Genomic DNA, 25,496 nt, shown 5'->3' on the forward strand with positions numbered 1-25,496 from the left:
GTTTATTCGATCCAGCTATCATATATTTTCTTCTGTAACGCATTTTGCTCGTTGAGCTTGCTGATCATGAATGTCTTCTCTTTCCGCTTTTGTAAAACAAGGCTGATCAGTTTTTTTTCTCCTGCGTTCTCCACCAGCAATTTCACCGTATCTCCCGCAGTGGACGATTCCAAGGTTTTGTACCACAGCTCGGGCGTTGCCGGAATGCCGTTAACCTCAAGGAGATTACTCCCGCTCTTAATCTCCAGGTACCATGCAGGCGACTGATAATCAATCGAAGCCACTTTTAAAAAGTCACCTTGTTTACGGATGTTCAAACCCGCCCATGAATCATATTGAACAGTACTAACCGTATCAATCTTTAAGCCTCCCATTGCAAAATATTTCGGATAATCAGGTGCTTTTACGGTTGAAGCATATTCGAATATTTCAGGCATTGCAATACCCGCAATCGCCTCACATTCCTGTCTAAACTCCTTTTCTGTAAAACCCCGGTTCAGCTTTTTATAGTATTTGTAGTACAGTAAACGCATCACATCATCCAGTGATTTTTTATTTTTAGTGGCATTTCGAATATTAAAATCGAGCATTAATCCCAAAATAGGCCCTTTGTCATAATAGGAAATGGTTTTGTTGAAAGTGTCATTTACCCGTCCATTTGGTCCGTCACTCCATGTATTATAGCTGGCTTGTGTAGCAGATTGATACAGGTGGCCCGGTTGGTTCTCATAATTTTTGATATTCTGCTGTAGGTCCTTAAAAAAATCTTCCGGAGTCATGATGCCTGCTCTCCTGGTAATCAGGTATTCATAATAAACGGTAAACCCCTCCGACACCCAAAGCATATTCGTATGGTTTTCCCTGGAATAATCAAATGGACCCAGCTCTATCGGGCGGATTCGTTTTACATTATAATGGTGGAAATATTCGTGGGCAATAAAGTTGTATAATTTTTTCCTGGCCTCCGGTGTATTGAAGCCTTCACCGCCACTAAAACTCAATGAAGAAGAATTAAGATGCTCTATACCCCCACCCCCGGCGCCTATCGATAAAAAGCTATAGTGGGTATAGGGAATTTCACCGATAATGGAGCTTCCGGTTTCTACAATTTTTTTAAGGTCGTTCATGAAGCCCTGACGGTCGAATTCAGGGAGTTTGTAACCAATAAAATGATGTGGTTTTTGCGCTACCTCGAAGGAAGGCAGCACCTCAAGCTCACCCATTAAAAACGGACTATCATATAAAACATCAAAATTATCAGCCAAAAAAGTATGGAATTTACCGGGAATAGTATCCAGACCTGTTGCCACCAGCGAATTCCATTTGCTATAGGGCTTCATCTCCACACTTACAGGATTTTTCAGTTCCTGATCCAGGTATAAAAACAAACCCCCGGGGGTAATGTAGCCCCTTGATTCGTCGAGATAAACATTCCCGACAAATGGAACTACAGCTTTTACATCGTAGCTGATGTGCACAGGTTTTCCTTTGTTCTCAATATGCCAGACTTCCGGTGCAGTTTTTTCCCATTTCAGGCTCGTTCCGTTTGCATCAGTTGCGCTAAAATTCTGAACTGCTGCAGCAAAATCAATCAGTTGGTAATAGCCGGGTGTCCATGTACACATTTTAAAATCCAGCGTTTTACCCGGGCTTGTACTTATAAGCGATACATGATAAAGGTGTTCAGCTGCTTTTTCCATTGAAACGGAATACTGCATGTGAATCGCTTTCTGCTGCGCGTCGGCTATCGATATTGAAGAAAAAGCAATGCTAAAGAAAAGTAGTTTATATAGAAGTTTCATGCTTAAGAGTGGAGAAACCAAATATAATGATTTCCAGGGATGCTCTTCATTTGTACGCCTTAAAGTTTAAGCTGCAGTTGCAAAAGTGCCCTGGCGGTGGGTTCAAAGAGATTTTATAACAAAAAAGTGGGTTTAAAGGGGTTTTGAATGGGTTTTCTGTGCTTTTACCCAAGCATGACCCAAGGAATGTCCAAGGAAAGTCCAAGCGAGTTACCTGCGACGGTACTACGAATATACTGGACAGCCCGAACTGGGGTAAAGCCATGGATATAAGCTGATTAGCTTAGGGCAGTTTTCGAAAATTTTGAAGAATGGATATCTACGATATTAAATTCTTGCCTCCAAACTATTCCATGGCACTATTTTCAACCCATTGCTCCTATTTTGAACTTGCTCGCCACCATAAATGACTGCACCTCCTTCGGTACCAGATATCTTTTGCCAAAACTTAAAGTTCTTAAAAAATTCGGCAGTAATCGTTTTTCCTGATTTAATTTCTACCGGATGCAGGGTTCCTCCATTATCAATTATCACGTCCATTTCGTTACCAGAATTGTCTCTCCAAAAATATAAGTTCATTGGTTCATTTCTATTATATCTGGTTTTAATCATATCTGTAATCACATAATTCTCAAACAAATTACCTAAAGCCGAATGTGTTTTTAGCTGCTCAGCATTTTGAATCCCCAGTAGTGAGCAGGCCAAACCAGTGTCATAAAAATACAATTTTGGCATTTTTACCAAACGTTTGTTAAAGTTCTGATGATGTGGTTTAAGCAAATAAATAATAAAGCTACTCTCCAGCACACTTATCCAAGAACTTATTGTTTTTGCATCTACGCCTGTCTCATTTGCTAAACTACTAACATTTAACAATTGTCCAATTCGTCCGGCACAAAGCTTTACAAATCTTTCAAAAGCCCCCAGATTATTTACATTTTTAATTTGTCGTACATCGCGCTCTACGTAAGTTCGAATATAATTCGACAGCCATCTATTTGGGGAAATTTGATTGTCATATATTGGAGGATATCCTCCATTGTATATAGCCTCTTCAACACTTTGTTGCTTATGAGTGATCCTTCCGATTTCTTCCGTAGAGAATGGTAAAAGATATAGATAACCTATCCTTCCCGCCAGACTTTGAGAAATGTTCTCTTGAAGCAAGAAATTGTTAGATCCAGTTAGTACAAATTTTCCCTTTTCTGTGTCTTCATCTAAAACCTGTTGTAAATAGGAAAACAGTTCTGGAACACGCTGAGCTTCATCAAAAATGGCTCCAGCTGAGTATTGCGCTAGAAAGCCTCTCGTATCCTCTGTTGCAAACAATCTATTATCCAAATTTTCGAGTGAAACATATTGCTTATTGGGAAATACAGTTCTGGCTAGGGTGGTTTTACCAGACTGTCTGGGACCTACAATGGCTATAGCTTTAAATTGGCTTGCCAGGAATTTTACTTCTTCTTCTGCGGTTCGAGTAATCATATTGCAAATATAGCCAACATTCATCAAATTTATTACAAATCAGGAATCCGATTCCAGAATAACAAGAGTAAGATTCCGGAATTGTAAAGTAATATAATATCTTGAGCTAAATCGAAGACCGGGGACCATTCCATTACGCCTGTCTATTTTTCAAGTTTTCCTACCACAATTTCTTAGCTTTATAACGAAATGGACGTACGCAGCTTCAATTAATTCTCAAATACAGAATAAAACTCTTCTAACTTCACTATCTCTTTCGTTAAAGACTTGATAATAATAAAAACTACCAACAATTTCGTCGTTATCAGTGAAGTTACTTAGCTTTATTCCTTTTTGTTTCAATTCACTTAGGCCTTTCCAATCATTATGAAAAACATATAATGATGGAGGACTGTGATCAAGTTCTTTTTTTAAAAAGTTAATATCTGTTATAATATGATTTGCTATTTTCTTCTTGGATTTCAAAGAAAAGGCTAATTCGATTGTGTAAGGAATATTAAGCTCTTTAATTATTGAGACAGCCTGAATATAGCAATCTAACCCACCACCAACCCAATTGGATTTGTTTTTAAATACGTTATCGACTTCATCAATATGCAAGTCATTATATTTTTCCCAGGAATTGTCATCGATCACTCCCATTAACCAAGACATTATTTCTGTTTTTATTCTTTCCATAATTTAATGTAAAGTCTTTCCGCATTATTTAAAAGTTAGTGGCTCAGAATTCGGTAAATTGTTAAATCCATCTTTAAAAGCGCCATCAAAATACAAGGTAGATCCATATCAAAATGAATATGAGTTTCTCACTGGCATCGTTTTTAAATTATGAAAAGGCAGTTGTGTTCAAATTATGGCTTGATGTTTTCCCCTCTTGTTTCGAAAGAAATATTGAAACCTCTCAGCACCTTCTCATTGAAACAAATAGTCGAAAACAAAAAAAGGTTCAAATCTTTTCGAAATGAACCTTTAAAACTTCTGGGTGGCTGATGGGGCTCGAACCCACGACCCTCGGCACCACAAACCAATACTCTAACCAACTGAGCTACAGCCACCGTGTTTTTTAGTGTCACAAAAGTACGATTTTTACTATTTCCTCCAAATATTTTTTTCAAAGATTTGGTAACAATTTTTTAATATGCTAAAATTCAATAGTTTGAAATGAAAATATTTTTTCTGGTACGGAGATCCTAACCGATTTTAATGCCAAAAACATACCTTTACGGCGTTTATGATCGAAATTTATACAGACGGAGCAGCCAGTGGAAACCCCGGACCAGGTGGTTATGGCACCATTTTAAGGGCCGGACAACATTATAAGGAACTGAGTGGTGGTTTCAGAATGACCACGAATAACCGTATGGAGTTGCTGGCAGTAATTAAAGGTCTTGAAGCATTGAAAAGCCTCAACCAGCAGGTTACTGTATTTTCAGATTCTAAATATGTAGTCGATGCCGTAGAAAAGAAATGGGTATTCGGATGGCAGACCAAAAACTTCAAGGATAAAAAGAACAAAGACCTTTGGATCCGCTTTTTACAGCTCTATAAACTACATCAGGTAAAGTTTGTTTGGATCAAAGGACATAATGACCATCCCGAGAATGAAAGGTGCGACCGTTTAGCTGTTGCGGCATCGCAAAACAAAGCCGAACAAGCCATAGATACCGCTTTTGAAGCAGAGCGCAAATTGTTGTAAAAGATCAGCAACCTCAGTCATTTTATCGTATAATTCCAAATTCCAAATCAGGCCATTTATAATTTTGTTGCTATTTTGCATGTGAATAAAACCCCAGGGTTAAACCAACATTATGGAGAGCACAATAGGCTTACTGGAAAAAATCAGACACCACGATAAGGTAGCTGTTGCACTAAATGAAAACTGTAAAATCTCCCTGCCCCAGGAGGTGATGGAAATTTTGTCCAAACCCCACAAGCTTTCCTTCTATTATTTCCAATACATTGACGAAGGAAAATCTACATTTAAAACGGATTTAACTGAGTTTGGCGCAGGAGATGGCGACCTGGTTTTTGGTTTACCTAATCAGATCTTTACCAAGCTCCCCTACGATAAAAGCAATCAGCAATATGCCTTATCATTCGATGAACATACCCTATCGCTCTTACCGGGATCTTATCCCTTCCTTGCCAACACCACAAATATCCATTCCATATCATTTGATGAGGCCTCACGACAACGCATAAGAAACCTGTTAAAAGGGCTTTTCCAGCTTCTTCACAGTCCAGGAAAGCAACAGAAGGTAGAGGTGATACTGGCACATCTTCATACCCTGATGGTTGAATTTAATCATGCCTATTTTGAGCAGAACCCGAAACAGGAAATAGAAACCAACTTTAAACTATCCAAATACCAGGAATTCAGGCTTAGGGTGGAAGACAATCTGAGCAATCATCAGGATATTAAGGCCATCGCAGAACAGCTGTCCCTCCATTCCAGTACGCTATACAGCATTATCAAAGAACATACCGGGCTTTCCCCAAAAGAATGGATCACTAACCGACTGATACTGGAAGCGCAGCGGAAACTGGAGTACTCTAACCCATCGGTTAAAGAACTGGCCTATGAACTTGGTTTTACCGATCCCGGATATTTCTCCCGCGTGTTCAGGCGCAATACAGGCAAAAGCATCACACGCTACCTCGCTGAACGAGATTCGTCCCGCAACTAAAGAGATTCGTCCTCACGCCCCCTTTTCACCAGTCATATCTTTGCTGTATAATTTTTATAGACATGAAAACAGCATTAATAACAGGAGCAAATAAAGGAATAGGCTTCGAAACAGCAAAAATACTGGCACAAAATGGTTATTTCGTTTACCTGGGATGCCGTACATTAGAAAACGGACGATCAGCCGAACAACGACTTAAAAGTGCAGGATTTCAAAATATTGGAGCACTTTTAATTGATGTTACAGATGAACAATCAGTCCAGACAGCCCGTGAAACACTTGGACAGAAGATAGCAACTTTGGATGTGCTTATTAATAACGCCGGTATCTCCGGTCCTTTTGAGCAATCTGCACTAAGCTCGGAAGTTTCAGCTTACCAAACAGTGTTCAATACAAATGTTTTTGGCGTAGTCAGGGTAACCGAAGCCTTTATCGACTTGATGCAAAAATCCCCTGAACCGAGAATTGTGAATGTGAGTACAGCCATGGCTTCGCTCACAATGGCTGCAGACATATTTGGAAACAATTTTCCAAAAAGATATGTGATCTACCAATCTTCCAAATCAGCACTCAACATGTACACCATCAATTTAGCTTTTGAGCTTCGTGATACCAGGTTCAAAGTGAATGCTGTATGTCCGGGATACACCCAAACCGACTTCACCAATCAGCAGGGTACCAGCACACCTGAGCAGGCAGGTCAGCGCATCGCCAAATATGCACTTATAGGCCAGGATGGGCCAACAGGTAAATATTTTAGCGAAGAATACTTTCCTGAACCGGCAAACTGTCCCTGGTAAAGTGCCAAAATTAATAGCATTTGATATACAAAAACTGTGATTGGAGCATTTGGCTAGGATAAAAGCACCCAAAAATGGGCTTGCAGGCATTACGCCGGCACTTTTATAGGCCTTTTATCCTAGCATGTTCCCATCTGGTTCCTTTCTTGTTCCTTGCAGTATCCCAGCTGTTACCTGCGACGGTGCCGGGAAACTACTGGCAAACCCCTGCTGCTACCGGCAACCAAAGATGATTCAGAGGGAAAAACGCCTGTTATCTGGCTTCAATTTTAATTGTTCCGGTCTTAAGGTTCTTCCCCTTCACATTTAATTCAATTGCTCCGGCCTTTTGATCAGCCTGCATGGTCACCACCAGTTTACCACTAAACAACTTCATTGTGGGTTCAACAAAAGATTCTAATGATGTGGCATCGCCATTGCAAACCGCTTTGAAATGTCCAGCCCCTTTTACTTCAAACTTTAAAGCATCAGTTGCCGTCGGACATGGATTGCCATTTTGATCGGTAACCGAAACCGTTACGTAACACAGGTCTTTGCCATCTGCATCGATACGCACCCGGTCTGCAGATAACTTAATCTGATAAGGTTTCCCTGCGGTAACAATCTGTTCTTCCTTTACCGCTTTGCCATTTTCATCCAGTGCCACTACCTTCAATGTTCCCGGTTCATATTTAACGTCCATCCACATCAGTCGGTATCTGTTCTGTGGCGAAGACTTATCTTTTTTTCTAATCCCCAAACTTTTACCATTCAGAAATAGTTCGGCACTGTTATAACTCGTATACACAAATACAGGTGTGGTTTGTCCTTCCCTGCCCTCCCAATTCCAATGCGGCAAAAGGTGTAATGTCGGTTCTTCTTTGTTCCAGCGGCTTCTGTACAAATAATATCTATCTTTCGGTAAACCGGCAAGATCAGAAATACCAAAATAGGAACTTCGCGAAGGCCAGCTTTCATCATAAGGAGTAGGTTCTCCCAGATAATCAAAGCCTGTCCAAACGAACTCCCCGATTACCCAGGGTTTGTCGTCCTGCATCACAAAATCATCGTCGGGCAGGTTAGACCAGCTGCAATATTCCATATCATAGGAGGAGGACTGCAAATCAGAATACTTTTTGTCAAAACCTTTTACAACCGGAAATTTATAAATTCCTCTCGAACTTACCGTTGATGCCGTTTCTGAGCCCAGAATAAATCCCTGTGGAAAAGCTTTATTAGCTTCGTCGTATAAACGCACACGATAGTTTAAACCCGGAATATCCAGTAAAGCACCAAAGCCCGATTGCATGGTCGCCTTCACCTGATCCATCCCCACCGTTACCGGACGGGTTGGATCTTCGCGGTGGAAAATTTCCTGCAACCATTTAGCCCTTTTTACACCCTCAGCACCAAACTGATCTGGAACTTCGTTACCCGAACTCCACATCACAATACAGGGATGGTTTTTCGTTGCCTTTACCAGGTTTACGATGTCTTTTTCAGCATCGGTGTTAAAATATAAATGGTAGCCATTTTCCACTTTCGCCTTTGCCCACTCATCAAAACTTTCGGCAAGAAACATAAAACCCATTTCATCACAAAGCTCCAGTTGTTCGGGCGAAGGCATATTGTGCGAACTTCTGATGGCATCGCAACCCATTTCTTTGAGTATGGTGAGTTGTCTTCTCAATGCAGCAGTATTGATTGCCGTACCTAAAGGTCCGAGGTCGTGATGCAGACAAACCCCCTTAAACTTTCTCACCTGTCCGTTAAGAGTAAAACCTTTGGCCGCACTGTAGCTAATTTCCCGTACGCCGAACTTAGTTTTCACTACATCTTTTAGTGCGTTCCCCTCATAAACGCTCGACACTGCAGTATACAAATAAGGCATTTCCGGGCTCCAGAGATTGGGGTTGCTCAACTGAATGTTCTGATCAGCTTCATTTCCGAAAACCGATCTGGCCGTATCAATAGCTACCTGTTTTCCGGTTGCATCCAGTATCTGCGTAACCAGGTGCAACCTGGCATCCGATAACTTTGTTTTGATGTTTACCTTCGCAAATTCTTTTTTTGCAACTGGTGTAGTGACGGTTATACCCCACTGATCAATACTTTTTTCATCCTTAATAATCAGGTGAACGTTGCGGTACAAACCTGCCCCGGGATACCACCTTGATGATTTAGCCTTGTTTTTTAGCTGTATAGCCAGTTGGTTCCCTTTCGCATTAATGTCTTTCGTAATATCTAAATAGAAATAGTTATAGCCATAATTCCACTGCCCTATTAGTTTTCCGTTCAGGTAAACCCGGGGTTCACTCATGGCGCCATCAATCTGCAATAGTACTTTCTGATTCGGTTTTATCGCCGGCATCTCCAGTTTCTTTCTGTACCAGCCTTCACCAACATAAGGAAGTGCTCCGGTCCTGCCGGTTTTTTCTGTCGGGTGGGTTTCCCCATTCTGGGTAATGGCTGTAACCTGTTTGTCGATTTCCTTATCAAACGGGCCACTAATGGCCCAGTCGTGAGGAACCGATACATTTTCCCAGCGGGTATCATTAAAGTCTGACTTTGAGGCATCCGGGAAAGCGCCTTTTGAAAACTTCCAGCCGGTTTCCAGCAAAATTTCTTTCCTTTGGGCAACGGCATTTACATAAGCACTACAGGCAACGACAAGTAAAAGGAACGTTTTTTTAAACTGATACATGAAGATAATTATTTGAGATAAATGGATTCAACAACAATACTAAGTGGCAAGTCACCTGAAGTATAGCCAAAGGTAAGCTCCAGTTTTTCGGCATTGCCTAACTTAAAAGGCGACTGGTTTGCGCCCTGGTAATAAAGCGGCTGAAAACCCGGATAAGGCCTGGGTAACAATAGCTGATGGTCGGACTTCAGCTGGTTTAATGGAACTTCTATTAACTGGAAGTTATCTGAGGTCTGGATTTCGGCAGAGAAAAATTGCGCATCGCTGTCAATCAAACCAATCTTCACTTTTGTACCATCCGTGTTCGATTTTATTTTCATAACAAGCGTCTTAAACTGATCCAGTTCTGTTGCCCTTCCTGCCATTTTATCGGCAAAAAAAGTTTGAAAACCCATCAATTGTCCGGCTTTGGGTTTATTCATTGCCAGCCCCAGATTTAATATGGCAGGGTTTTCGTTGGTGCTATAGTCTACCTTATTATTTTGCCAGTCGGCATTGTAAATATTGATTTGCTTCCCGTCATTTGCGGCATTGAAAATTTCCAGGTGTGCAGATGAAGCTGCAACATAAGATTGGTATTCCGGAGACTCCAGGCGGTCCCAGGCAGCTGGGTCACCCTTTACATTTCCCGGAAAACTGAAGTATTCACCACTGGCCTGACGGACGATAATCTGGTATTTAAGCAATCCATTCTTCACCAGCACAGCCGGTACTTCAGCGGAGTAATGGTAAGGTGTTTTGTTCTCCAAAGGAATCTTTTTCCAGCGACCCGCAGCATTTAACTGAACAAAAGCTGAATCACCCTTAGTCAAGCCAGCAATTTCGGCATCAATTACAAAAGCATGCTGTTCGGTCAAAGTACTGAAAGGCTGATGTTTAACCACAATGGTATTTACGGACGACTCAGGCGCCACAAACTCACCCAAACGGATATTTCCATAAACAGTTTGGGCATTTAACTTAGTGTTCAAGACTTTTCTGGTAAGCAAATATGTTCCCGGTGCAATATTAAAATGACTTCCTTCTGCATCGAACTTCACCGTATTAAGGGCATTTAAACCATTGATCATAAACCCATTTCCCAGATCAGGCAAATTGATTTCCATTGGAACCTTAACCCAGTTGATTAAGGTTACGGCTTTAGCGGGCGAAGCTTTTTCAAAAGGATCTTTCACCTGAATAGCATCAGGCATCACTTCAAGGCGCCATACCCCTGGTTCAATCTGGTCCAGAAAGTAAGCACCCCTCCCCTGATAATGAACTACCGGCGAGCTTCCTACACCAGCGATATGCTGCAAGGTTTTTAACTGAACCGGAATCGAAGTTGTGCTATTCGAATAGTAAAATGCATTTGGACTATTCATTTCGCTCAATCCTTTTTTATAATCTATTTTAAAGGGCCCAAAGGCATTCGGGTTTTCGGCACCAGCCAGGCGCTGATGCTGGTGAAATACATTTGAGGCAATCAGCATGCTGATTGCTTTAGAAGGCGTATAGGCAAGGTTTAAATAATGGGTTTGATATTCGGTATTGGCATAAGCCGTGGCCAGCGGATCGTAGGCAAACTGTGTAGCCCATTGAAAGCCTGCCGTTCTGAAACTTCGCGCCATAGCAGGATACATTACAGGAGCCATTACATCACCGGCATCGAATTCATAAACAACCTTAGCGCGACTGTTGAAAGCCGGAATCGTGTCGAATGGTATTTTATAAGAGGCTACATTAGGGAGATAGTTCCCCTGCAAGGTATGCCCGGCAACCAGCCCGGTTGGATACCATTGAAAACTATGTCCCTGAACGTTAGCCTTCACAATGGCATCAGCATACCATGGCGATTCACTGATATTATAGAAGATGGGTTTAGTCCAGCCTGAACTTTTTATTGCAGCCACCATACGGTTTACATATTCTGTTGCCAGTGTTTTCGGGCCACTATGCTGAGGTTCATTATTCACCTCAGCGGCCAGAATATCTGTATCCTGCTGATAGGTTAAGCCGGTATAGGGATTTTTATGCTTGAAAAACTGTTTTAGGTAATTCTCCTGCGCTTTAAAAGCAGCCTCATCTGTCAGTGCCCTTTGCTTACCAAATACATTCGAAAAACTACCTGTAGCTTCATCTTTTTCCGGATAACCATTTCCCCAAAAGGCAATTGGCGTTACCAGTGTTTTGATATGGCGTTTTTTTAATTCTGCAATCAGAAAATCAAACAGGCGTAAATGCTCATTATTGAGCAGGTTACCATTTAGATCAGCTATCTCCTGGTCCCACACATGCACACGAAAAGCATCAAAGCCCAACCTCGAAAAGTGATAAACATCGTCGTGTATAGCCTGTTCTGCCGTTTTTCCTGTCTTTAGTATTGCCCTGTAACCATAAGCAAAAGGTGCGGTATAGTTGGTACCGAAAAATGCGGCTTCCTTATCATCTTTTTCCCATCTGATTACGCCTTTTGCATCCACATAAATGCTTTGTCTGTTTTGTGCATTAACTGTAAGGCACAAGCACGCAAAAAACAAAACCACGGAAATTTTCTTCATTAATTCCATAAACGAATATAAAAGCCTTTAAGCTAAATCATTTTTTTTATTCTACTTGATATTAAGGCAAAAAGCCATCCATAGCAACTGTCGGTTTACCCGAATCATCAAAAGCACCAAGCTTGTAACCACTCCAGCTATTGTATGATTGTGGTTCCCAGTAGAAAACCCCTAACCCTTTATTATTCGGCAATGATTTATTTTTGGCAATCAGATCTTTGATAAAAGCTTTACACGCCACCGCTTCTGATACCGGCATACCCAGTTCGCAGATCATAACTTCCGAACCGTAACGGGATACCATATCCGTCATATTGGTTAAACATTGTGTGTTCTTAGCCGACCAGTCGGTAGCCAATGGATACATCGACATGCCAATCACGTCCCATTTAGCACCATTATTTTTTAATCCATCGAAAATCCACCTGAATAAACTATTATCATAACCATTGGAAATATGCACCACTACTTTAGTGGACGGATTTACTGCTTTCACGCCATTATAACCTGATAGTACCAGGTCGGCAAAATTCTTCATATTTACCGAAGCCTTTCCATCATTCCAAAGCATGCCGTTATTGGTTTCATTCCCTACCTGTACCCATTCAGGAACTACTTTGTTGGTTTTTAAAACAGTCAATACTTCTACCGTATGGTTATAAACCGAGGTTTTTAATGTAGCAAAATCCTGGTTTACCCAGGCCGCAGGTTTGTTCTGCTGCGCAGGATCGGCCCATGAATCGCTGTAGTGAAAATCAATCAATAGGCGCATATTGGCAGCCTGTGCCCTTTTTGCTTTCGCCAGTACATCAGCGGTATTGCAATAGCCTGATGCCGGATTTACCCAAACGCGCAAACGAATGGTATTGATCCCTTTATCTTTTAAAATACGGAGTAAGTCCTGCTGCTCTCCTGCAGCATTGTAGAATTTTTTCCCGTTTGCTTCCATTTCTGTTAACCAGCTCACATCTGCACCCAAGGCATAAGTACCAGCCGGATCCGGTAAAGGATAAATCTGTGTTTCGCCCTTAACTGATTTCTTACAGGCCGCCCCTGCAATAATAAGTAACAAAACAACTGCGAGCCATTTTGTGCGGTTTAATTTTATGTTCTTTAACATTGTTTCCTTATTTAACCGAATACGTATAATTTCCATCACCGGCACTTAAATCTAAAGTCACCGTAAATACTCCTGTTTTAGCTACTGGTATATTAATACCGCCCCAGTTTGGTGCTCCTGCAAAAACCAGAGCACCTGATGCATCAAGTTTATAACTGATGTCGTAACCACCGTTAGCGGTAAATACAAAAGTTTTACCTGCGGTAAGCGCTACATTTGCAGCTACCCATTTCATGGTAGTTGCATTGTACACTAATGGCGTTGCAGATGTACTCCAGCCGTTATCATCGCCCGAGATATAAAATTTAACCGGTATATAGCTAATGGTCATGGCCGTTACATCAGCATTCACCTTCATGTAAGCGGGTGCCGGCGTCAGGTATAAATTACCTCCGGTTAAACTCATGGTAGTGGCTGTTCCGCCCCAGCCATAAACTTTTGTGGCATCAAGTGAAGATACCAGCTGAAAGGCATCACCTCCGTAACCATCGGCATTGGGTAGGTTCAAATACCCTTCGTATTTATTATTGAACTTAGCTGAAGTGAGTACAAATCCGTTCGATCTGCTCGCTGGTGTTTTCCATGAGTTACCGCCTTTAACGATTAATGCCGGATACTCGATGATTGCTTTATAAGGGTTTACACTTAATGTTAAGGTAGCAAAAACCGGCTTAATGGCAGATGCAACACCAGTATTCTGGTTAACCTCAGCTTTTAACCGAACTGCGAGGGTGCTTGCCGCACCTGTAGGTAACATCAGCTGGTTAGCCAGAAGGGAGTTGAAATCTGCACCAGTGTATGCTTTCGTCAGTGTTCCGGCCGGAAGTTTCACCGATACCGCATTTGCCCAGGCGTTTGCACCAGTTGTATCTCCAGGCAAGTCAAATTCGAGCGAGTAGGTTGGCACCACGGTTGCACCAAAATTTGCAGCATTGAAACTAAAGGTAACGACATTGGTAGCATCTGTAGCTACCGATAAAACTACATTGGTTGCAGAGCTTTTAAAAGACAGCGAACCTACAGCAGGAGGATTAATTACATTTGTACTGGCCTCTTTTTTACAGGCCTGGAAAAGGCCAATCAAAAGAAAACTATATATAATGGTGAGGAATATTTTTTTCATCGTTTTAATTTTATGTTCATGAATGATGAAGCTGCCCTCGTCTTCATATCCTGATGATGTGATCAGGGCAGCTTATCCTGCAAAAGATTAATAACCAGTATTCTGACGTAAGTTTGGATTAGCGGACAAATCTGTCGGTGGCAAGGGAAACAGATTGTATTTACTGTTTACAGCTGTTCCTCCTTTTACACCGCCTTTCCAGGCCCATAAATAAGCCGCTTTAGAAAATTTACCAAAGCGGATTAAATCGGTTCTGCGGGTAGCTTCATACCACAGTTCACGTCCGCGCTCATCAAGAATAAAATCTATTGTTAAGGCTGTTGCGTTGATGTTACCTGCCGTACTGCCATTATAAGCACGGGTACGTAACCTGTTTACATAATCCAGGGCGGTGGCTAAACTACCGCCGGCACCCCCGCGCAGAACGGCTTCTGCATAAGTGAGATAGGTTTCACCAAGGCGAAACAAAGGAAAATCGATATCAGAGAAATCCTTCGCTACATCCTGATGCGGAGCGGGTCCGCCAGAACGGGTTTTGTTCCTGAATTTTGTACTTGAATAACCATCTGCTGATACATATAAATCATTTACCTCCAGGTTTTGTCCCGACATATAAAACTGTGCACGGGTATCAGTTGCACCGGTTTTATCGGCGAACAGGTTTACAAACTGCTGCGTAATTCTTAACCCACCCCAGTTACCGCTTGAACCGGAAACATCAGCAGGAACACCTGCAGGCCCATGCATCAGATAGGTTGTACCTCCATAGTTCTGTGTGCTGGTACCATCGTAATTAATGGTGAATATATTCTCGTCTGTATTCAGATGATTATCAGCAATGGTTAACTCACGGTAATTGCCATGCAGGGTATAACCTGCAGCCGTAATTTTATTGCAGTAAGTAATTGCATCTGTGTACCTTGCTGTTCCGGTGTACACTTCGGCATTTAAATAGATGCGTGAAAGTAAAGCCCAGGATGCCGCGCGGTCGGCCCGGCCATATTCGTTAGCCTTGGGTGCAGCCAAATCATTTTCAATAGCCTTCAGTTCTGATTCAACATAGCTGAACAAATCTTTCCTGGCAATTTGTTTTGGCAAATCCTTGCCACCAATTTCAGTGGTTTCAGTTACCATGGGCGGGTTACCATAAATGTCCATCAGCACGGCATACTGATATGCCCTGATGAAACGGGCTTCAGCCCTGAAACGGCGCACCTGATCGGCATCAGCACCCACAATCCCTCTTTTACTTAAATTATCATCCGATGACTGATTGATAAAGTCGTTACAAAGCGTAATCTGAAAAAAGGATCGGTAATATAATCCGTTAATGATTGAATTGATTGAACCCCAGGTGAGTTCGTGCAAACCCTGGATACCTGCATCATTCTGCCACGACCAAACGGCCTCATCGGTGGTCAGCTCCTGTAAATTCCAGTATAAACGGAGAAAATCAGAGTTTCCTTCATCTTTAATTATTTCTGCAGGAATATCCGCCTGCCCTACAGAAGCGTTTCCGGTAAGTGCAAAAGCACCATAAACTTTTGCCAGGGCTTGTTTATAACCCGCCGCTGATGTGTACACCTTATCGGCAGTGAGGTCATTGGTAGGTACCAGATCCAGTTTATTGCACGAGCTGTTTAAAACTGCGGCTGTGCAAAGCAGCATGAATAGTTGTAAAACACGTGGTTGCATATATTTATTGTTAAAGCTGTTCATCATCTTAAAAATTAACATTTAAGCCCAAAGAGAAAGTACGTGGACGGGGATAGATGTTGTTATCTACGCCGGATGCTACCTCAGGATCCAGTCCCTGATATTTGGTAATTACAAATACGTTTTGTACGCTCGCTGTGAGTTGCAGGTTGGCTTTGGTTTTCAAAATCTTGCCGAAAGCATAGCCAAGGTTAACATTATCCATCCTTAAGAATGAGGCATTCTGCACATAGTAATCACTCAGTAACTGCTGTGCTTTAAAGTTTGTAGTCAGGTAATTTGGTGAGGCATTTAGAATAACCGAGGTGCCCAGAATCTGATTCAGGTTACCACTCTGACTATAATTGTTATTGTAAACATAGTTGCCCAGATTAGCCCTTAGCGTGAATGATAAATTCCATTTTTTATAGCTCAGGTTATTACTGAAACCCAGAAATAATTTCGGATCGGCTTGTTTACCCTTCTTGAAATCGTTTTCATTAATCACCCCATCGCCATTCTGGTCTACATAAACCCCTTCAACCGGATTTCCGTTCTGATCATAAACTTGTTCGAACAGGTTGAAGGTACTTTTCGGACCGCCAACAGCATTTATGAAAGCATTTTGTCCGCCTATCCCACCGGCAATGGTGCCGCTTGGAAAACCAGCATAATTAGGATCGTTAGGAACCACAGTAAGGTTAGTAATCGTATTTTTATTATAGGTAGCATTAAAGCTAAAATCCCAGTTGAAATCATTTTCCCTCACCGGATTAAAACCTAAGGTCAGCTCTACCCCTTTGTTCTCCATATCACCAACATTTACAATGGCATTGGCAGCAAAGTTGGTACCTGCTGGCTGTGGGATCAGGTTCAGCAAATCGCTGGTTTTCTTTTTATAGAAGTCTACACTACCCGTAATGCGGTTATCCATCAATCCAAAGTCTAAACCAATGTTCAGGGTTGCTGTTTCTTCCCATTTAATATTAGAGATATAGGCACTTGGTCGGTACATCTGATAAAAGGTATTTCCAAACTGATATTGTGCATTTAATGAACTTAAACCATAGGTAGACATATAGCTGTAGTTGCCAATGCCATCCTGCTGCCCGGTAATACCATAACTGGCACGCAATTTCATAGTAGAAATGGTTTTAATATCTTTCAAAAAGGATTCGTTCTTTACCGTCCAGGCTAATGCTACCGATGGAAATACGCCATATTTATAGGCCGGACCAAAACGTGATGAACCATCTCTCCGAATGGTTCCGGTGAGTAAGAAACGCTCGTCATAACTGTAATTTAATCTTCCGAAGTAAGATATTAATCTGTATTGCGGCTTATTGAAAGCAAAGGCCGGATCTGAATTGATCACCTTGTTTCCGTAAGCATCAAAGCTCGGGAAATAATATTGCGTAGTTAAATAGTCATTATAAGAGTAACCTGCAGTTGCGTCTACTCTGCTTTTGATAGATTTAAATTCTTTAACATAATTCAGGTAAAAATCGAGTACGGTATTTTTCCGGTTTTGTTTGTATTGATTACTAACGCCGTTGCTTAAGATAGATTCCGCAGCATTTGGATCTACGTAAACGGTACCCTTCCCTGATGCCACATCGTAAGCAACATTCAGGTTGGCATGCAATTCAGGCAGGAAGTGGAATTTATAATCCAGCTGGATATTGCCAATACTGCGCATCGGCTTTGCCCTGTCTTCACGTTGTTCCAGTAAACCCACCGGATTCCGGCCAACCAGATTCACCAATCCTGTTGGGGTGCTGGGATCCAGCCATTCCCAATAGCCGTTATAATCAGCACGGTTGGTATAAGTGGCCTGTGTAGGATCGAAACTCACTGCTCCGCCGATGGCCGAAGTATTTGCAAAACGTGTCTTTTGCATACTGCCCTTCAAATTTACATCCAGCTTCAGGTGATTATCAAAGAACCTGGGATTAAATACAATGGCTGCAGAAGTTTTCTGCAGCTGATCAGTCCTTAACACGCCAGTCTGGTCTTGATAACCAACAGATAAACGGTAAGGTAGTTTTTTTATCCCCCCGCTGATGCTGATGTTATTATCGGTAGAAAAACCATCCTGATAAATCAGATCCTGCCAGTTGGTATTAAAGGTTCCAAGCTGGGCCTTCTGTGCTGCTGTACCTTTTGAATTTACAATCGAACGGATCTCATCTGCGCTTAAAACATCAAGCTGTTTAGTTAAAGTGGAAACCGAGTTCACAGAATTAAAGCTTACTTTCAGTGCATCGCCTAAACCTTTTTTGGTTGTGATGATAATTACGCCGTTGGCAGCTCTGGCACCGTAAATTGCCGCTGCTGAAGCATCCTTCAATACAGTAAAAGTTTCAATATCATTTGGATTGATAAAACTTAAGGGGTTTGATGCGCCGGATACGCCACCGTTTTCCAATGGTACGCCATCGATTACAAATAAAGGATCGTTACTCGCATTTAGCGATGAACCTCCGCGAATACGGATAGTACTACCGCTGCCCGGCTGTCCGCTATTGGATGTGATGGCCACCCCTGATACTTTACCCGATAACATTTGTTCGGGCGTACTGATGCTTCCCTTCTGAAAATCTTTTACACTTACTACTGCTACAGAACCCGTCAGGTCTTGCTTTCTGGTTGTACCATAACCCACAACAACCACATCATTTAGTGTAGCAGCGTCTTCTGATAAGGTTACTGTAAATGTTGTGGTGGTTGATACTGCAATTTCCTGTGTTTTAAAACCAATAGAAGAAAATTCCAGTACACCAGCCTTCGCCGGAATCCTGATGGTAAACTTACCGTTGGCATCCGTAGAAGTGGCAATTGTAGTACCCTTTAAACGAACACTCACACCCGGCATTCCCAGATTATCAGGAGCGGTTTTCACAATCCCGCTAATGGTAGCCTGCTGTGCAAATAGATATCCGTGGGTAAAAATCATGAGTAAAAGCATTAAAATCCGCTTGTTACTCCTGAGAAAAGATGTAAAAATGTGCATAGAAAATATGGTTAGAATTAGTAGCTACAAATCAAGTCTAATTCTCCATTTTCCATTTGTGCTATCGTTCTTTTATTTTGTGCTATCGAACATAATATGCGTTAAAGCGATCATTTAAAGCATTTTTCGCCTATTACTGAAATAAAACCTTAACTTTAACGTCCAGAAAAACCTGATGACTTCACTAGCCAAAAACCTCTTATTTTTTCTGATTGTATTTTCTGCAGGACATGCTTTTGCCCAGAATTTAAAGTTTAGCCACATCAGTGTGGAAGACGGTTTATCGAACAGTACCGTTGAATGCATCTTTCAGGATTACCGTGGATTTATGTGGTTTGGAACCCGGGATGGTTTAAACAAATATGACGGGAATCAGCTCACGGTTTTTAAAAACGATAAATCCAGAAATTCGCTAAGCGACAACTTCATCAGGTGCTTCTCCGAAGATCAGCACCGTAACCTATGGGTTGGAACATCAGACGGATTGAACAGGTTTAATGCCGGACAGAATAACTTTATTACTTATAAAACAAAAAGCAATAAAAATAGTGTCACCGCTATCCTGGAGATTGGGAAGAGCATTTTTGTAAGCACCTACGGCGGCGGACTGAATATTGTTGATCAGCAAACACAAAGTCTTGCACCGTTTACATATCACACTGCCGGCCAGCTCAGCAAAAAAGATTTCATTAACGATCTGTTTAACGATGGACTTGGCAATATCTGGATGGCAACCGATCAGGGCATTCAAATCCTCAACCTGAAAACCAAAAGGGCTAAGGCAATTGCCGGTTTAGACAAATATGCTATCCGGAGTATTAAAAGATCGCCTGGTGGCGATTATTGGTTTGCGACAGAAGAAAGCGGACTGATCCGTTATCAGTTAACTACAGGCAGCATCAAAATTTATCAGCATCAGGATAAAAACAAGAACAGTATTGCCAGTGATCTGGTGAGAGCGATTGCTTTTGACCAACATCAGCGTTTATGGCTGGGCGGAATTAACGGAGGCCTGGATCTTTTCAATCCCGCTACAGAAACGTTCCGGCATTACGAGAATGAGCCTGGGAATATTTCCAGCCTTTCGCAACGAACTGTCTCTGCCCTATTTGCAGACCGGCAGGAAAATCTGTGGATTGGTACGCACCGTGGTGGCGTGAACCTCTACAGTCCAAAGGCAGAAAAATTCAGGCTTTTTCGCCAGGAACCGTATAAAAATAGTTTAAGCTATAACGACGTAAAAGCTTTCTGCGAAGATAGACAGGGCAACATCTACATTGGTACAGATGGCGGAGGTCTTGATATTTACCAGCCAGGTACAAACACTTTCAGGCATCACCGGTACAATCCTTTTGATCAGAAAAGTATTGGTGCCGATGCCGTACTTGATGTTACCCAAACCAGCAATGGCAACATCCTTGTAGGCACCTGGGCCGGTGGCTTAAACCTCATGAACAGTGACGGGTCTTTTACCCGTTTTACCCACAGCAGCAATCCGAATTCTATTTCTTCCGATTATGTGCAGAAAACCTTTGAAGACAGCGAACATCAAATCTGGATAGGCACTTACTATGGTGGATTAAATCTGTTCGACCCGCAAACCAGGCAGTTCAGGCGCATCACTAACGGAAAAAACGGCGGCAAAATCAATGGAAACAATGTGGTTTCTATAGCCGAAGACCTGGATAAAAACCTTTGGATAGGCACTGATGACGGAGGTTTGAACTGCTATAACCTTCGCACACAGCTAATAACACATTATTTTTTAACTGGAAAACTACCCGACCTCAGGGTTATTTTTATCGACCGGAAAGGAACGGTATGGGTTGGACAAACCGGATTGTACCGTTTAAATAAGGCCACAAACAAGTTCGACCTCTATACCACAAAAGCGGGTTTGGGAACAGAATTTATCAAAGGAATTGCAGAAGACAGGCTGGGAAACTTCTGGATATCCACTTCAAAAGGCTTAACGCAATTTAATCCCCAAAAGCAGACTTACAAAAAATACAATACCGGCGATGGCCTGCAAGGCCTCGAATTCGAAGCTAACGCTTACCTGCAGACCAGAAAAGGTGAAATCTTCTTCGGCGGCGTGAACGGATTTAATACCTTTTTCCCCTCTGATATAGCAACTAATAAATTTGTCCCTCCGGTTTTTATCACCGAATTCCGGATTTTCAACCAGAAAATTATCCCCAATGCACCGGAAAGTGTTTTAGACCACGATATCAGCTTTACCGATGAGATTGAGCTCGACTACGATCAGGCATCTATTTCTTTACGTTTTGCAGCGCTAAACTATGTATCGAGTGAAAATAACAATTATGCCTATAAACTGGAGGGTGAAGATAAGGACTGGATTAATATTGGAAACCTGACTCAGGCTTTCTATACCAACCTCGATCCGGGCACTTATACTTTTCGGGTGAAGGCATCAAATAACGACCATGTCTGGAATGAAGCCGGCAAAACCATCAGGATTGTTATCGCGCCCCCTTTCTGGTCCTCATGGTGGTTCAGACTTATTGCCATTTCACTTGCAGCCTACATTGCCTATGCTGCACTGAGCTTCAAGAGGCGATTAGAATTGAGAAAAATTGAGGAAGAGAAACGTGAGGAAATCCACCAGACGCAGTTACAGTTTTTCACTAATATTTCGCACGAATTCCGTACACCGCTTTCGTTAATCCTCGGACCGATAGAACGTCTGCTCAGGGAAGATACCAGCGAATCCTTTGTGAATTATTACAATACCATCCACCGCAATGCAAACCGCCTGCTTCGGCTAATTAACGAGTTGATGGACTTTAGAAAGGCCGCAACAGGTGCCCTTAAACTCAACGTGATTGACGGTAACCTCAATTTGTTTATCGATGAAGTGGCGGAAGAATTTTCGGAGATGGCCATGGAAAAACAGATCACATTTGAGGTAGAAAAAGTCAGCATCCCTGCTGAGGTTTGGTTTGACAGGCAGGTTATCGAAAAGATTATCCTGAACCTCATCAACAATTCCATAAAATATACCCAAACAGGGGGAACACTGAAACTTCAGATACTCCATTCATTAAATGGCATAGCGCCAGCCTTCGAGAATCAGCTGAGCATCAAAAGCAATTATGTTGGCCAGTCATACGTGTACTTCAGGGTAATAGATAGCGGGATTGGCATATCAAAAGAATCGATCGGGCATTTGTTCGAACGTTACTACCGCATCACTGAAAGCCACCTGGGTTCAGGGGTTGGCTTAGCCTTTGTAAAAAGCCTGACACTTTTACATAAAGGTATAATCCAGGTATCAAGTGAAAGAAATAAGGGTACGGAGATTATCATCGGTATTCCGGCAAATAAAGGAGATTATACGCTAGCCGAGCAATTTAATCCGAATCATGCGCCCGGAGGTACCCGTTTGGAAAGCATTACCTATCAACTGGAAAAAGCTTCGCAAACCGCATCTATTCCACAAAATTTAGAAAATGTGGATGTATCAATACTGATTGTAGATGATAACGAAGAACTCCGGACGTTTTTGACAGAGACATTGAATCCCTTTTACAGGATTATCGAAGCCAGCGATGGTGAAGCCGGATTGATTCAGGCACGGGCGGAAATGCCAAACCTCATCATAAGTGATGTAATGATGCCAGGCATGAACGGTACTGAGTTTTGCAGATTGCTCAAAGATGATATCAATACCAGTCATATCCCCTTTCTCATGCTTACAGCTAAAAATAGCGTTGAAGCGGAAATTGAAGGGGCATCATCGGGTGCAGACCTTTATTTCACCAAACCCATCAACATAGATTTGTTACTCATTACGGTAAAAAACATTCTGGCGCAACGCGAGAAACTAAAAGACCATTACCTGAATAACAAGGAAACAGCACCTCAGGAACTTGTCCATTCAGAAAAAGATAAGGTTTTCATGTCGAAGCTACTCGCCATCATTGAAGAGCAGATGATTAATCCGGAAATGGACATCGATTACCTTTGCAGGGAAATCGGCATGAGCCGAACCAAGCTGTATCAGAAAATCAAAACCATTACCGGACAGTCGATAGGTGAATTTGTACGGTCGGCCAGGCTAAGGAAAGCCGTAGAAATTATGAAGACGGAAGATGTATTAATGACTGAAGTGATGTACCGCATCGGCATACAAACCCAGTCTTATTTCACAAAAGCCTTCAAGAAGGAATTCGGGCAAACGCCAACAGCGTACCTGCAGGCGATAAAGAAAAAAGTATCTTAGTCGTGAATAAGATTAGCTTCCACGGTAGCTATTTTACCATTTTCAAACACAAAATCAAAAGTCCCGCCTATTTCCTGTTCAGCGAAGCTCCCTTTAAATACAACTTCCAGGTGTGCAGTATTACCAGCGACGGTGAGATTCACCTGTCTGGTTTGGGTTTGATAGCCGATGAAATAGCTGTCAAAGTATGATTGGATTTCCTTTCGTCCACGGAAAACCCTGCCTACCGAGGGATCATCCAGAATGGCATCAGGTAAATAAAATTCAAGATACCTGTCGGTATCAAAAGAATTGCCTGCAGCAATCCACTCACTGATAAAATGTGTGATATTCATGTTGAATGTACTTAATAGTTCCTTTTAGCGGAACTTGGGTTAATTAAAAGAATGCCTGAATTCGAGCGGAGAAAGGTTGGTTTTATTCTTGAACAGTTTGTTGAACGACTGAGGGTATTCAAACCCGAGTTGATAGGCAATCTGGCTCACTGAAAGATTGGTTGTACTGAGAATTTCCTTGGCCTTGTCGATCAGTTTCTGGTGAATGTGTTGTTGTGCATTCATACCGGTGAGTTCCCTTAGCAGGTCGCTCAGGTAGTTGGGAGATACATTCAACTTTTCTGCCAGATCCTGCACCGTTGGCAATCCTTGCCCTAAAGTAGTTCCAAAATTGAAGTGCTCTTCCAACAGCAGGTCCATTTTTTCGAGCAGGGTATGGTGTTCTACTTTTCTAAATAAAAACTGGCGGTTATAAAAACGGTTGCTGTAGTTTAGCAACAGTTCAATCTGACTGATCATTACATCCTGACTGAAATGGTCCAGCCGCTGATTGAGCTCGTTTTCAATCTGCCTGAAAAGCGTAAAAATCATTTCCCGCTCCTGCGCGGTTAACTGAAGCGATTCATTGGTTCCGTAGGAGAAAAAACCATATTTTTTAATGTTGGCAGCCAGCGAATAACCTTTTAGAAAGTCAGGATGAATCAATAAGGTCATACCAGAGCAATCCAGGGCACCGTCTGCCTCTGCAACGAGCTGGCGGGGTGAAAGAAAAGACAGTCCACCATTATTCAGATCATAGTGATCCTGTCCATATCTGATCCGTCCACTCGAAGGCTCTTTGTAGGAAATCTTATAAAAGTCCATCATAATGCCCCGTGTAAATTCCGTTACATCAACAGAGATATCCTTGTATTCATTCAGGCAAATGAGCGGATGCTTAGGTTCGGCCAGACCCAGCGCACTATTCATCGCTGCGATGGAGTGAAATACTAAGGGGGTATGGATGGACTTTTTCATAAGGTAATGCTACAAATTTAAATAAATATTTTCCGCTTATCCTACATTTGTTGGGCAGTAGGTCTGATGATCATCTCACTTACATCCACATTTTCAGGCTGATCGATGACATAAGCTACAGCCCTTGCGATGTTTTCTGCAGCAATAGCAACCTCTGCAAGCTGGCCAATCATCGGTTTTACTTTTTCATCGGTTATGGTATGCGTTAGTTCAGATTCTGTAACTCCTGGAGAGATGATACTGGTACGGATGTTATAAGGTTTGACTTCCTGGCGCAAGCCTTCGCTAATGGCCCTTACGGCAAACTTCGTTCCCGAATATACGGCACTCGACGGTGCTACCAGATGACCGCCACAGAAGATACATTAATAAAGTGTCCACTGTTTTGCGCTTTGAAATGTGGCAATACTGCGCCGATACCGTAGAGCACACCTTTAATATTCACGTCAATCATTTGTTCCCATTCCTGATAATGCAGGTTTTCTAAAAGCGATAGTGGCATTACCCCCGCGTTATTAAACAAAACATCTATCTTTCCGAAGGCATTTAGCGTGGCCTGAGCCAAAGCACCCACTTCTTCTCTTTTGCTTACATCTGCTGCAAAAGCAATTGCTTTGCCTCCCGCTTCAGTGATTTCCGAAACCAGTATGTCCAGTTTATCTTTACGTCTGGCTGCAAGGCTCAAAATCGCGCCATGAGCAGCCAATAATTTTGCTGTGGCTAAACCAATCCCACTGCTGGCGCCTGTAATGATGATTACTTTTCCTGAAATATTGTTCATTGTTTTATGTTTTTTGTATCGCCCAAAGATGGGGCAGTATAAAACATAAACTGTATCCAGACCCACGGAAGGTGTATCCATTTTGAGCGGGTGTGACTTATGTCACATTCGTCAGCAACATTTTTGAATGTGACCTACATCACCTGCTTTTCTTTTCTATAAGCCTCACTTTTGAACTGTCAACAAAACGAAGGCACCTCGCAGGGATTCATTGCTGTGTATGCCG

The 25,496-nt window shown here is 42.1% G+C and carries 15 protein-coding genes, 1 tRNA gene and 1 pseudogene; 4 read left to right on the forward strand and 13 right to left on the reverse strand.

The window, feature by feature from the left end:
- Nucleotides 1-2: 2 nt before the first annotated feature.
- From AB669_RS00175 to AB669_RS00190, 4 genes are all read right to left on the reverse strand, one after another.
- Nucleotides 3-1,802 (reverse strand): M61 family metallopeptidase, encoded by a 1,800-nt coding sequence (locus AB669_RS00175; protein ID WP_053058180.1) that lies wholly within the window; start codon nt 1,800-1,802, stop codon nt 3-5.
- 327 nt (nt 1,803-2,129) lie between these two features.
- On the reverse strand, nt 2,130-3,287 hold the full coding sequence (locus tag AB669_RS00180; RefSeq protein WP_047797281.1) for an ATP-binding protein: 1,158 nt from the start codon (nt 3,285-3,287) through the stop codon (nt 2,130-2,132).
- Nucleotides 3,288-3,503: 216 nt separating this feature from the next.
- Nucleotides 3,504-3,965 (reverse strand): hypothetical protein, encoded by a 462-nt coding sequence (locus tag AB669_RS00185; protein WP_047797282.1) that lies wholly within the window; start codon nt 3,963-3,965, stop codon nt 3,504-3,506.
- A 303-nt stretch (nt 3,966-4,268) separates the two neighbouring features.
- Nucleotides 4,269-4,342, reverse strand: a tRNA-His gene (locus AB669_RS00190).
- A 176-nt stretch (nt 4,343-4,518) separates the two neighbouring features.
- Here AB669_RS00190 and rnhA point away from each other — a divergent pair.
- From rnhA to AB669_RS00205, 3 genes are all read left to right on the forward strand, one after another.
- Complete coding sequence (gene rnhA / locus AB669_RS00195; RefSeq protein WP_047797283.1) at nt 4,519-4,983, forward strand: ribonuclease HI; 465 nt, start codon at nt 4,519-4,521, stop codon at nt 4,981-4,983.
- Between the two features lie 112 nt (nt 4,984-5,095).
- On the forward strand, nt 5,096-5,974 hold the full coding sequence (locus tag AB669_RS00200) for an AraC family transcriptional regulator (protein WP_047797284.1): 879 nt from the start codon (nt 5,096-5,098) through the stop codon (nt 5,972-5,974).
- 62 nt (nt 5,975-6,036) lie between these two features.
- Nucleotides 6,037-6,774, forward strand: coding sequence for an SDR family NAD(P)-dependent oxidoreductase (locus AB669_RS00205; protein WP_047797285.1), 738 nt, complete (start codon nt 6,037-6,039; stop codon nt 6,772-6,774).
- A gap of 253 nt (nt 6,775-7,027) precedes the next feature.
- Here AB669_RS00205 and AB669_RS00210 read toward each other — a convergent pair whose 3' ends face one another.
- From AB669_RS00210 to AB669_RS00235, 6 genes are all read right to left on the reverse strand, one after another.
- Nucleotides 7,028-9,457 carry a DUF4982 domain-containing protein gene (locus AB669_RS00210; protein WP_047797286.1) on the reverse strand — a complete coding sequence of 810 codons (2,430 nt, stop codon included), beginning with the start codon at nt 9,455-9,457 and terminating at the stop codon, nt 7,028-7,030.
- Nucleotides 9,458-9,465: 8 nt separating this feature from the next.
- Nucleotides 9,466-11,997: a membrane or secreted protein gene (locus AB669_RS00215; protein ID WP_047797667.1), complete on the reverse strand. Its 2,532-nt coding sequence runs from the start codon at nt 11,995-11,997 to the stop codon at nt 9,466-9,468.
- Nucleotides 11,998-12,058: 61 nt separating this feature from the next.
- The gene (locus AB669_RS00220) at nt 12,059-13,117 is read right to left on the reverse strand and encodes a glycosyl hydrolase 53 family protein (protein WP_047797668.1); all 1,059 of its coding nucleotides are present in this window, start codon (nt 13,115-13,117) and stop codon (nt 12,059-12,061) included.
- A 7-nt stretch (nt 13,118-13,124) separates the two neighbouring features.
- On the reverse strand, nt 13,125-14,240 hold the full coding sequence (locus AB669_RS00225) for a SusE domain-containing protein (protein WP_231582595.1): 1,116 nt from the start codon (nt 14,238-14,240) through the stop codon (nt 13,125-13,127).
- Nucleotides 14,241-14,327: 87 nt separating this feature from the next.
- Nucleotides 14,328-15,962 (reverse strand): RagB/SusD family nutrient uptake outer membrane protein, encoded by a 1,635-nt coding sequence (locus AB669_RS00230; RefSeq protein WP_231582602.1) that lies wholly within the window; start codon nt 15,960-15,962, stop codon nt 14,328-14,330.
- A 1-nt stretch (nt 15,963) separates the two neighbouring features.
- Nucleotides 15,964-18,948 (reverse strand): TonB-dependent receptor, encoded by a 2,985-nt coding sequence (locus AB669_RS00235; RefSeq protein WP_047797288.1) that lies wholly within the window; start codon nt 18,946-18,948, stop codon nt 15,964-15,966.
- A 175-nt stretch (nt 18,949-19,123) separates the two neighbouring features.
- Here AB669_RS00235 and AB669_RS00240 point away from each other — a divergent pair, with 175 nt between their 5' ends.
- Nucleotides 19,124-23,197, forward strand: a complete 4,074-nt coding sequence (locus tag AB669_RS00240) for a hybrid sensor histidine kinase/response regulator transcription factor (RefSeq protein ID WP_047797289.1) — start codon at nt 19,124-19,126, stop codon at nt 23,195-23,197.
- Here the strand turns inward: AB669_RS00240 and AB669_RS00245 are convergent.
- The 3 genes and pseudogenes from AB669_RS00245 to AB669_RS22515 form a co-directional block, all read right to left on the reverse strand.
- Nucleotides 23,194-23,532 carry a nuclear transport factor 2 family protein gene (locus AB669_RS00245; RefSeq protein WP_047797290.1) on the reverse strand — a complete coding sequence of 113 codons (339 nt, stop codon included), beginning with the start codon at nt 23,530-23,532 and terminating at the stop codon, nt 23,194-23,196. The two genes, AB669_RS00240 and AB669_RS00245, sit on opposite strands and share 4 nt — an antisense overlap.
- Nucleotides 23,533-23,571: 39 nt before the next feature.
- Nucleotides 23,572-24,489 (reverse strand): AraC family transcriptional regulator, encoded by a 918-nt coding sequence (locus AB669_RS00250; RefSeq protein ID WP_047797291.1) that lies wholly within the window; start codon nt 24,487-24,489, stop codon nt 23,572-23,574.
- 41 nt (nt 24,490-24,530) lie between these two features.
- A pseudogene (locus tag AB669_RS22515) lies at nt 24,531-25,270 on the reverse strand (SDR family oxidoreductase).
- Nucleotides 25,271-25,496 lie beyond the last annotated feature (226 nt).

The sequence above is a fragment of the Pedobacter sp. BMA genome, from assembly GCF_001027745.1.
Taxonomy (GTDB): Bacteria; Bacteroidota; Bacteroidia; order Sphingobacteriales; family Sphingobacteriaceae; genus Pedobacter.